Genomic DNA, 11,264 nt, shown 5'->3' with positions numbered 1-11,264 from the left:
CGCATTGCTATGACCCTTTAGGGATTTGAGGAGTTTACCACTGCTGACATCCCAGATTTTGATGGTGTTGTCATCACTAGCAGAAGCTAGCTGTTGTCCATCACGGCTGTAGGCGACGCTATTAACCGCATTGCTATGACCTTCTAAAGTGTTAACTTCGATCGCGCGATTTTCTTTTGGCTCATTTGGCTTTAAGTAAACCGCTTGCTGTAAAGTTAACACAGTTTGCATTCGGGTATCGCTTCTGTGCTGTGCCCAAATTGTATGCTTGAGTTTGCTACCTGCCCTTAAGGCTGTTATTAAAGCATCTGGATGTTGTCCAGAAACAGCAAAGGCCTCAGAAGAATTATTGATGGCGTTAATTAGATGAACATTTGCCTCTACTGACCACTGGAATGTTGCTGCTGCTAAAACAGCAAATCCTAAACCTGCGGCGATGGAACTAAAAAGGGCGCCTTTGAGAAAGTTATTTAGTTTCGCCTCACTCAGTTTTCTTTCTTTTCGTTCCTTTTCCAATTCCGCCATCACTTGCTTTAACTTCGGTTCTTGTTGCTGGCGGATAAAGGCGGCGATGTAGTCATGTACCAGTTGAAAACGGTCGGCGGGGTTTTCTGGTAGCAAAACTACTAAGCCGGATTGAACAAAAATCTCTAATATTAAATCTAATTTACTGATTTCAGAAGCTTGTTTTGCCCTAGTTTCCGATCCCCCCGCCTGCGGCGACCCCCTTTTTAAGGGGGTAGCAAGAATAAAGCCCCCCTTTTGAAGGAGAGCCAGCGCAGTCTTGGGGTCTCCCCAAGTGGAGCGACTGGCGTGGGTTGGGGAAATCTCCGAGAAGTAAAGGAGCAAATCGCGTTCCAACTCAGCGCGAGTCTTGAGAGGGCAAGTTCCTTTTTCATCGGTCAGCAAATAAAGTAATATGTCTGCTGCTCGCTGATTTTCTTCACCGCAATCATTAACAACTTCATGCAAATAACGCTTAACCAATTCGTCCTTAGTACCACGCTGCCGATATTCTGCCAGAGTTGTAATATTCTCCGTTTGCAGTTGCGCCCCCACAACCTGCAACTCAATGGGACGAACTTCACCCAATTCTCCGGCTAAATCTTGTACCAGTTGTTCAACTAAAGCAGGTTCTAAGTGAAAGCTAGTATTTTCAGTTAAACGCTGAATAATTGATTTCGCATCAGCAGGTGAGAAGTTTCCCAACTTGTAAAGCACATTATTACTGAGAATGTCATTGCCAATAATTTGTAGACTGGGCAAATCATTGCACTCTAGTAAGTAATGGATGTAATCTACCCGCAGCGATAAGATAACTTTCAGCGATAGAACATTCAGACACTCTCCCAAAAACTCAAAGAATTGCTTCCTTTGTGCAGGTTCGGTGTAAACAAAGAAAAATTCCTCAAATTGATCGAAAATTAACACTGTGCGGAGGTTACGCTGTTCGTTTTCTTTGAGTCTGGATATCAAATATTGCGGAGTTCCGAGTTCTGAGGGTGGAAGTTGACCTTCTGAGGGTGAAAGTTGACCTTCTGAGGTCGAAGTTCCGAGTTCAGAGGTCGAAACTTGAAGTTTTAACTCTTCCCCATCCCCCTTGTCCCCTTGTCCCCTTGTCCCCTTGTCCCCCTCATCCCCCTCATTCCCCTCATTCCCCAACTCTTCCGCCCAGTTAGTATAAACCCGCATTACCACCGGCATATAATCTTGAACACCGATCGCTTTATTCTTTAAAGCTGGCACTAATCCGGCATTCACTAGAGAACTTTTGCCTACACCCGATTGCCCATGAATTACTATCAGTTTATAATCAGGGCGACCCATGCGTTCGATTAAACGTTCTACATCCAAGAGACGACCAGATGCAGCAATTTCTGGGGCAATATTTCCTTGAGGAGAGTTTGAGCGCAATGTCTCGACAAATGCCTGTTTTGTAGCTTCTAACCTACCCGCACCAATAAAAGCCCGCAAGCCAAATTGCTGTTCAATGGAACGTCGTTGCTGTTTAATTTTGTATGCTTTGAGATATTCTTTCTGCTCAAAATAAAGCTGCTGCAAAAACCTGAGAATATCCAAGTAAAGCCTGACATCTTCTAGGGTATTACCCACATCTTTAGCAGTTTCTAAGCTGAGAATTGCCTCTTTAATTTGACCTAAATGGTATTGAGAACGACCTAAAATAAATTGATATAAGCTCAAGTCTTTTGATTTGAAAACCCTTTCGGGAATATCAGATAAAATCCCTGATGTATTAGCTGATTCCAGATTTGGAATTGCAGCAAAAACTTCTAATGCTTGCTTAACTAACTGATTTGCTTTCATCCAGTTTTTTTGAGCCAAAGCGACCTCAGCTAAAAAACCGTAATCTTTGGCTAATTCCCTTGAACGCTTGTTATTTTGATGGATTACTAAAGCTTGTTCTGAAAGACTCTGCAATATTTCCCATTTTTTAAAGTCTCGCAATATATCACCGAATTTCACTACTGCGTTAGCAATTAAATCTGGACTTTGAAACTGGTTAATAAGATTTATATATTCTTGAAGATAATGCCAACTTGTTTGCCAATCTTCACAATTGATATCTTGATGCTTCAAAGCTTTGAGATAATAACAAAAGCTAATTTCACTAATGATTTTTGCCTGTCTTTCTAAATTATGACTTTGCTGCCAGAGCTTATAAGCTTTGTGATAATGCTTTAATGCCGAATCTTTTTGATTGTTTATCTGTTTAACAAAACCTAATAAAGATTCTAAGTTAGCTTGAATGTCTAAATTATAAATATCTGGCTTTTTAATTAAATCTCTTTGCGCTGCTTCTAACTCATTTTCCAGTTTAAGATATACATCTACGCTAAATTTTAAGTTATTACTAAACCATTGATTAGCCGTTTCTATGATAAAATCTATTAATTGCTGTGTTGATATGGCAAAATTTCTCGTAGTTGCCCAACTTTCCAAATCTGGTGCCAGCTGTATTAGTTGCTTGTAGATTTCATCGTCAATCCAAAACACTAAGGGAAAAGCAAAATTCTTGCGAAACTCTTCCCGCACTTGATTTGCAGAAGTTAACATCACAGATAAATTCTGCACAGATTCCAAACCGACAACCATCACACAGGCTGGTATTTCTTTGCCGAATTCTTCTTGAATGGCAGTATAAAGAGTCCTGTTAGATTGCTGCACCGTTAAGACACGAATTTCGACTTGACAAATTTCTCGCAATCTGGAGATTAAGCGATCGCGCAAGCTGCCATAATTACACCGTGCCAAAATCAGCTTAAACTGTCCCACAGAGGATTCGATCGCCCAAGCTAATTGGGTCACGGAGCGATCGCTGTTCACATAGTCATCTTTTGGTGGTTGCGAGTCTGTCATAAGCTTATGGAGGCAGGGGGCAGGAGACAGGAGGCAGGAGATAAGAGGTAGGAGGGGCAGGGGGCAGGAGATAAGAGGTAGGAGGGGCAGGGGGCAGGAGGCAGGAGATAAGAGGTAGGAGGGGCAGGGGGCAGGAGGCAGGAGGCAGGAGATAAGAAGTAGGAGGGATTCAAGACTTCATCTTTTGAATAGTTGACACCAAGATTCCTTGAAACCTATCAACTTCTTCCAAAATAGGAGTAAATATTTCCGCGGATGTCAATCCAACTTCCTTAGCAATAATCAACTGGGTATCGAGTTCTCGAAGCGAACCTAGAGCAATATGAAGAAACTGGATATATTCGTTCTGTGTTTTTCTACCATAGCCTTCTGCTATATTTGATGGCACAGAAACTGCCGAGCGTCTAATCTGACTAGTTAATCCGTAAAGTTCAGACTTAGGGAATTTTTCGGTAAGTCGATAGCAGTTAATAGCGATCTGCACTCCGCGCTGCCATATAAATTGCTCTCTATAGCTCATGATTCAGAAGTTTGAAGTTAGAAAAAACTAGATAATTTTGCACCCCCTGCCCCCTGCCTCCTGCCTCCTGCCTCCTGCCTCCTCATTGCAACTCCCTCGCCTCAGCCAAAACGGGATTAACATCAAACCAAGACTCGCCACCATCGCGATATTCAAACACAAAGCGACTGCGGATCAGTTTTTGATATCCGTGGTCATCGCTCACCTTTTTCTTTTCCTTGACATGGCATAACAATTGCCACTCATCCTCAGAAATCGGCAACACGATCTCATTTCGCCGCGAACGAATCACTTGCTCTAAGGTTTCACGAGTTAAGGGAAGACTCATCTCTTCCATAATCCAGGTATTCAGCAGCCTCAGCACATCCCGCACATGACCACCGCTCATTTGACATAAACGCTCTAAGCTAGCAACACTATCAAAAATCTCAGTAACTTTACTTAAACGCTCTTCTGGTTTCATGTCAGGAAAAGCTCTAGCTAGTACCAATTGCTGCATGAGTGACATTCCCTGTGTATGAACGCTGCCATCAGCCCATTGTATAGGAACCATTGGTAACACCTTAGGGTCTTCTGGGAAACGCTGAGTCAGCATTCCGTAATCATCAGAAAACTTCAAAGACAAGGGCATGGTGTAGATGAGATGACAATTCAGCTTCGTCAAAAACTCACCCTGATCGACAAATAAATATTCTTGCTGCGGACGACCCCAAGGTTTGGCACGATTATCTATGCGGTCAAGATTATCGACAATTACCACCAGACCATTTTTACCCTGTTGTTTGAGTTTAGCGATCGCAGGTTCTAATAATTCTTGATTAATCGCTTCTAACAGCTTAGTTTTCTGCGGTGCTAAATACTGATTGAGTTTTTCTCGCAGCATTGGGTCATTTTTCATCTTCGCGGTGATTTCCCCAATCCCTACAGACAGAGAAAACTTATCTTTATCTGCGGATAAACCGACATCTCCCACCACCGGAAGCTTAATTTTTCCCGCCGTCACCTCGGAGTTTAAAACTTTCCAAGCACCTTGCAACAACTCATTAAACTTGTTGGGTGACTCCAGAGTAATTTTATCCAGACTTTGACTCACCCGCCGAGCGATCGCTAGCAGTACATCAGCAATATCGACATCGGTCATTTCCAAATCGTCACTGGACTCAAAATAGACTACATGAAAACCTAACTTTTCCAGTTCTGCCTGTAACCGTAATAATTCTGTCGATTTCCCACAACCAATATGCCCAGTAAATAAAGTGCAAGTGGGTTCATTCGGCTTAAAAAAAGTAATTTTCTGCTTCAGCTTGCCAAGAATATCACCACCTCGTACCGAGGAAAAATCTATATAATACTTGCCATCAGAGCTATTGTTGACAAACAGAGTTCTGCTGGGATCGCTAGCCTGATAAAATTCCCGTAAATCTATGGACATAACCTGGTAGTGAAATAATCTGGTATTGTCTTAACATATCCTTGTGGAAAAGGATAAAGTTATTTACATCTTGGCATCTAAATATTTCGGGGAATTTTCGCATTTACTACCTCAAAGGCGATCGAATGACATCGCGAATTCTCTGCGTACCTCTGCGCTTACCTCAGCGTGCCTCTGCGTTTAAACTTCACCCCTCAATTCCCCACGACCTTACCCAAAGCTGTAAGTAATATGAAGCAATCTGTAAAAACCAAGACTTTTTTTTGATACTATTTAAGACCGGACTCTTTAAATATTGATTGACGTATGAGCAAAGGTACCCTGTTTGATAAAGTTTGGGACTTACACACCGTTGGTACACTTCCCTCAGGGCTGACGCAACTATTTATCGGGCTTCACCTAATTCATGAAGTAACCAGTCCCCAGGCTTTTGCTATGTTACGCGAAAGAGGTCTAAAAGTACTCTTTCCACAGCGTACCGTCGCCACAGTCGATCATATTGTGCCCACAGAAAATCAGGCGCGTCCTTTTGCCGATAACTTGGCAGAGGAAATGATTCAGGCGCTGGAAAATAACTGTAAAGAAAATAACATAACTTTTTACAACATTGGTTCTGGTAGCCAGGGTATAGTTCACGTCATCGCTCCCGAACTCGGACTGACTCAGCCAGGAATGACGATCGCTTGTGGAGATAGTCACACTTCCAGTCATGGGGCATTTGGTGCGATCGCATTTGGTATTGGTACTAGTCAAGTCCGGGATGTTCTCGCTTCTCAAACCCTCGCCTTATCCAAACTGAAAGTCCGCAAAATTGAAGTTAACGGCACTCTTAACCCTGGAGTTTACGCCAAAGATGTCATTCTGCATATCATCCGCACCCTTGGCGTTAAAGGTGGTGTGGGTTATGCTTACGAATTTGCAGGCACGACCTTTGAGCAAATGAATATGGAAGAGAGGATGACTGTCTGCAATATGGCGATCGAAGGCGGTGCTAGATGCGGCTACGTCAATCCCGATCGAGTTACCTACGATTACCTCAAAGGCAGAGATTTTGCACCCATTGATGCAGATTGGGACAAAGCAGTAGCTTGGTGGGAATCCATCAAGAGCGATGCTGATGCCCAATATGATGATGTGGTGATATTTGACGCTGCGGAAATTCCTCCTACCGTCACCTGGGGGATTACTCCCGGTCAAGGTATCGGTGTCCACCAGTCAGTGCCTCAACCAGAAGAACTGCTAGAAGAAGACCGATTTATTGCCGAAGAAGCTTACCGCTACATGGATTTATATCCCGGTCAACCGATCAAGGGGACTAAAATAGATGTCTGCTTCATTGGTAGTTGCACCAACGGTAGAATTAGCGATTTGCGAGAAGCGGCAAAAATCGCCAAAGGTCGCCACGTTGCAGAAGGAATCAAAGCCTTCGTTGTCCCTGGTTCGGAACGGGTGAAGGAAGAGGCGGAAGCTGAAGGACTGGATAAAATCTTTCAGGAAGCCGGATTTGAGTGGCGGGAACCAGGATGTTCTATGTGCTTGGCGATGAACCCCGATAAGCTGCAAGGAAGACAAATCAGCGCTTCTTCCTCCAACCGCAACTTTAAAGGAAGACAGGGTTCCTCTTCCGGTCGGACATTGTTAATGAGTCCGGCGATGGTCGCCACTGCTGCGATTAAAGGCGAAGTCTCTGATGTGCGCGAGTTGTTGTAATTTTGAGCATGGGGCATTGGGCATGGGGCATGGGGCATTGGTTATAGAATTATTCTCCTTTGCCTCTCTACCCCAGTCCCCAGTCCCCAGTCCCCAGTACCCAGTCCCCAGTCCCCAATCCCCAATCCCTTTGTCAAGTTATATGGTGAGTGAAGTTAAAACAGTTTCAGGGCGCGGTATACCTTTAGTGGGTAATGATATAGATACCGATCGCATCATTCCCGCGCGATATTTGAAAGCCGTTACCTTTGATGGCTTAGGTGAAGGCGCATTTATCGATGACCGGACAGCACTTAAAGGCGAACATCCCTTTGACCAACCCCAATACAAAGGCGCGAATATTTTAATAGTCAACCGTAACTTTGGCTGTGGTTCATCACGAGAACACGCACCCCAAGCGATCGCAAAATGGGGAATCCAAGCTTTAATTGGTGAAAGCTTCGCGGAAATCTTTTTTGGTAACTGTGTGGCAATGGGTATACCTTGTTTGACAGCCGATGCTGTGACTGTTAAACAACTGCAAGATTTAGTCGCTGCCAATCCCCAAGCTGCCGTGACAGTGGATTTGGAAAGTTTGCAAGTGCAAATTGGCGATTATATTGTTCCAGTTGCGATCGGTGAAGGTACAAGAAGCACATTTATTTCTGGGACTTGGGACGCTTGTGGTCAGTTAGTAGCAAATGCTGACCAAGTTCGGGCAACAGCTGCAAAATTACCCTATGTCAGTTGGGGCAATTTAGCCGCGAGTTAGCATTCTCTCTCGTTCCCTGGCTCTGCCGGGGAATGTTAATTTATAGCTTTTTTGCATTATTTTAGTTAGAGCTAACAATAGCTTAATCTATTTCAGATTTGGCATAGTAGATATATAGCCAAGTAATTCTAGACTATGCCATTAATAAACCCTCCTCTCACTAAAGAAGATTTTATTAACTCTCGCTGGCAAAACGTGGTTAATAGCAGCGAGAGAAAAGAGTGTAGTGCTTACAACAGAGTCTTCTGGAACAAAGCACAAGAAGCAAAAGAAGCAGGAAATGTCAGAGAACAGTCTGTTTTTGAGATTCTGGCGGTTGTTACTGGTGTTGCAATCAAGCCAGAATCAACAGAGGAGTTTTTTGCTAAAGTTTTCCAAAATCTTACTGATGAACATTTAAATTTTCTTACTGAAATTGCTCCTGAAGTATCAGATCCAGAACTTCAAGCACGAATTGCGGATATTCTCTGGGTCAAAAAGGGCAATTATCAGATGGCACAGTTAGCTGTTACAGCCTACTTAAAATCTGCCGCAGAATTAGAAGATCCTGAAAAATGGACTAGTCGGTGTGTCGAGAGGATTAAAAGAGCGCTTCGGCTAGCACGCAAAATTAATTATCAAGTGGAAGTAGTTGTCGCACACATAGAGGCAGTCCTTGATCGCTGCAATGGAGAAGATCCACTGTGGCTATCAACAAAACTTATGGAGCTTTTGCAAGAATACAAACTTGGTAATCCGACTAAATATGCTGCTCTGGCTGAGAAAGCAGCAATTATAGCGGAATCTGCCAAAGACTGGGATAAGGCAAGAAACTACTGGGAAATTAAAGCAGAATGGCATCGCATTGACAATAATAGCGAAAAGGTATATGCAACACTAATGCTTGCTGCCGAAACTTATATAAAGGAAGCTGAAGATTCATTGACAAAACACCCTCAGCCTTATTCCAAAGCATCAAATGATTTACAAAAGGCGTTTGAAGAATTTGAAAAATTAAAAAGCAAAGGTACAGAGGAACAAAAAGCAGCAGCAAAAGCTAGATTCGAGGAAGTTCGTAAGCTTCTGCCAGAGTATCAAAAACAATCCTTGAATGAGTTAATAAAAATATCTTCTCAGTTTAATATCAGCACTGACGTAGAACTAGCTAGAGCCTATGTTAGGGGCAAAAAATTTCAAGATGCAATATTAGCCTTGGCTCTTTTGGGGATTCCACCTAAAGTCTCACACCTTCAACAAAGGGTGGAAGAGACAGCTTTGTTGTCTCAGTTCATGCCAATCACAATTATGAATGAGATGGGTAAGGTTATAGCCCGTCAATCTAGTAATTCAGATGAAGCAGAGAAAGCAATTCGTTTTGAGATGTACAGGAATGCAGTCCTCTATCACAAACTTTACGCCCAAGCTTACATTGAGCCTGCAAGGGGTCAAATAAATCTAGAACATAGTATAGAAGTAAAAGACTTATTTCCATTTGTTTCAAACAACCTCTTTGTACCTCCTGGGAGAGAATATCAGTTTGCAAAAGGGCTTTACGCTGGACTAATTGGAGATTTCTTCACATCCACTCATATTCTCATTCCTCAATTTGAAAATTCTATCCGTTATTTACTCCGAAGGCAGGGTGCGTTACCCTCAAAAATTGATATTGATAAGGGAATTGAAGATGAGCGTGATTTGAATACTACTCTTTTCCCCCGCAATTATCCAGAAATAAACTCAATTTTTAATGAAGACGCACTTTTTGATCTTCAAGGCTTGCTAATTGAGCGTTCAGGTTCAAATTTAAGAAACCGTATGGCTCATGGTTTAATTAATGATAGTGAGTTCAACAACCCTATCATGTCTTACTTATGGTGGGTCACATTACGGCTTTGTTGTTTGCCAATGTTGAAACATGAACAGCAGGTTGAAGAGTCCAATCCTTGGGTTAAGTTTGATGGTATTTTCAAAGATGACCCGCTTTTTGATGATTTTGTCGAAAGTATGGATGCAAATCGATGTGAATTAGATGCAGAAGTTGGTGCTTATGAAGCTTCCTTAGAGGAGAATCAGTCAGCTTGAGCCTATATATCCTCGATACCGATCATGTTACTCTTTCTCAACATGGTAATTCTAAAATTCTACAACGCGCTCAAGTTGTTGGCAGTTCCAACATATTTGTTACGACAGTTACACTCGAAGAACAATTAAAAGGCAGACTAGCTTCTATCAGTAAATGTGCTACTAAACCAGAACTTTTAGCAGTTGCTCATAGAAATTTGCGAATAACCCAGATTTACTTTTGTAGTATGAATTTGCTGGAGTTCGATGATGCAGCATATAGTTGCTACCAAAGTTTGCGCTGGCAAAAAATACAGGTAGGTACGCAAGACTTAAGAATAGCTGCGATCGCTCTGGCTAACCAGGCAATTATCGTTACGCGTAATCACAAAGATTTTAGCAAAGTTCCTAATTTATCTCTTCAAGATTGGACTATGGATGGGTATTCTTAAAAACATATGAAACTAAATCATGTGTTGAATATAATGCCTATTACACTAGGTAAGATACTGATTGCACTTTTTGTCCTAACGCTTGAAATTATTTTTTGGCATCGCTTTTAATGAGATTTGGAGCTTCTCATAAAAGTGATCGATGACTGTGCAATCAATACATTTAAGGCAGTGTATGTATTTAGCAATTAGGTAGTAAATTTAACAAGTAGGTATTGAATCCTCGCAGATCAGAAGCACTATTTTGAACTTTAGCGGAAATCGTTCAATCAGTTGAAAGCTAGTTTACAAAAGGCATTCACAAGCTATTCTTTATTTTAAAATGCTGTGAAAAGGTCAGGTCTGTCTCTAAAACTTATAGTGAAGAAGTTTTACAAAAACCAATCTTCTGCATAAAACAAGAAAATATCTCTGATTAATACTTAGCAGCTAAAAACTATAAGTTTTCTAGTTCATAGAGAAAAACTAGTACTTCCATACATTTCTTAAAAATGAAGTATTAGTAACTCATTGTTTGCTGAGATAAATTAAGAATTAGGAGTATTAATCATGGCAGTAACTTGGATTCCAGGCCCAGGCCCGACTAATGGTGCAGATGTAGGTATTAGTAATGCCGCTTCTGATAACTTCAATGGTTTGGGTGGAAATGACAGCCTTTTTGGAAATGCTGGTAATGACCTGTTACGAGGTGGCGATGGTATCGACTTTCTATCCGGTGGGAACGGACAGGATACCCTAATCGGAGATCGTGGCAACGACACCTTCATCGGCGGAAACGGCAACGACAGGCTCATCTGGAACAATGGTGACGGTAGCGATAGAATGAGCGGTAACGCTGGTTTTGACGTGGTTGAGGTCAACGGCGCGGGTGTAGGAGACAACTTCCGCCTGCAACAAGATGCTCAAGGCAGAGCAATCTTCGATCGCCTGAACTTGGTTCCTTTCACTCTGACTGTAGACAGTGCAGAAAGGTTTGAAATC

At 42.2% G+C, this 11,264-nt stretch carries 7 protein-coding genes and 1 pseudogene; 5 read left to right on the top strand and 3 right to left on the bottom strand.

Annotation, left to right across the window (positions count from 1 at the left end; all coding sequences use genetic code 11):
• The 3 genes and pseudogenes from RMY32_RS17985 to RMY32_RS17975 all read right to left on the bottom strand — a co-directional run.
• A pseudogene (locus RMY32_RS17985) lies at positions 1-3,378 on the bottom strand (ribosome assembly protein 4); the annotation flags it as partial.
• A 169-nt stretch (positions 3,379-3,547) separates the two neighbouring features.
• The gene (locus RMY32_RS17980; RefSeq protein ID WP_322684702.1) at positions 3,548-3,898 is read right to left on the bottom strand and encodes a four helix bundle protein; all 351 of its coding nucleotides are present in this window, start codon (positions 3,896-3,898) and stop codon (positions 3,548-3,550) included.
• Between the two features lie 82 nt (positions 3,899-3,980).
• Positions 3,981-5,330, bottom strand: a complete 1,350-nt coding sequence (locus RMY32_RS17975) for a P-loop NTPase fold protein (protein WP_322711998.1) — start codon at positions 5,328-5,330, stop codon at positions 3,981-3,983.
• Positions 5,331-5,636: 306 nt separating this feature from the next.
• On the opposite strand from RMY32_RS17975, the gene leuC reads away from it, so the two are divergent.
• The 5 genes from leuC to RMY32_RS17950 all read left to right on the top strand — a co-directional run.
• Positions 5,637-7,040, top strand: coding sequence for a 3-isopropylmalate dehydratase large subunit (leuC, locus tag RMY32_RS17970; RefSeq protein ID WP_322711997.1), 1,404 nt, complete (start codon positions 5,637-5,639; stop codon positions 7,038-7,040).
• Between the two features lie 142 nt (positions 7,041-7,182).
• Positions 7,183-7,791, top strand: coding sequence for a 3-isopropylmalate dehydratase small subunit (gene leuD, locus RMY32_RS17965; protein ID WP_322711999.1), 609 nt, complete (start codon positions 7,183-7,185; stop codon positions 7,789-7,791).
• Between the two features lie 135 nt (positions 7,792-7,926).
• Positions 7,927-9,852: a DUF4209 domain-containing protein gene (locus tag RMY32_RS17960; protein WP_322711996.1), complete on the top strand. Its 1,926-nt coding sequence runs from the start codon at positions 7,927-7,929 to the stop codon at positions 9,850-9,852.
• Positions 9,849-10,283 (top strand): type II toxin-antitoxin system VapC family toxin, encoded by a 435-nt coding sequence (locus RMY32_RS17955; RefSeq protein ID WP_322711995.1) that lies wholly within the window; start codon positions 9,849-9,851, stop codon positions 10,281-10,283. The genes RMY32_RS17960 and RMY32_RS17955 overlap by 4 nt, the downstream gene beginning before the upstream one ends.
• Before the next feature lie 549 nt (positions 10,284-10,832).
• Positions 10,833-11,264, top strand: a 432-nt coding sequence (locus RMY32_RS17950; protein WP_409883337.1) for a calcium-binding protein, incomplete at its 3' end; no start/stop codon positions are given.

Source organism: Nostoc sp. ChiSLP03a (assembly GCF_034531215.2).
GTDB lineage: Bacteria > Cyanobacteriota > Cyanobacteriia > Cyanobacteriales > Nostocaceae > Nostoc.
The sequence above is the reverse complement of the archived record's forward strand: the minus strand, read 5'-3'. Positions and strand labels throughout refer to the sequence as shown.

Coding starts and splice junctions, on each gene's coding strand:
- RMY32_RS17980 (WP_322684702.1), bottom strand. CDS start 3,898: ATGAGCTATAGAGAGCAATTTATATGGCAGCGCGGAGTGCAGATCGCT.
- RMY32_RS17975 (WP_322711998.1), bottom strand. CDS start 5,330: ATGTCCATAGATTTACGGGAATTTTATCAGGCTAGCGATCCCAGCAGA.
- leuC (WP_322711997.1), top strand. CDS start 5,637: ATGAGCAAAGGTACCCTGTTTGATAAAGTTTGGGACTTACACACCGTT.
- leuD (WP_322711999.1), top strand. CDS start 7,183: ATGGTGAGTGAAGTTAAAACAGTTTCAGGGCGCGGTATACCTTTAGTG.
- RMY32_RS17960 (WP_322711996.1), top strand. CDS start 7,927: ATGCCATTAATAAACCCTCCTCTCACTAAAGAAGATTTTATTAACTCT.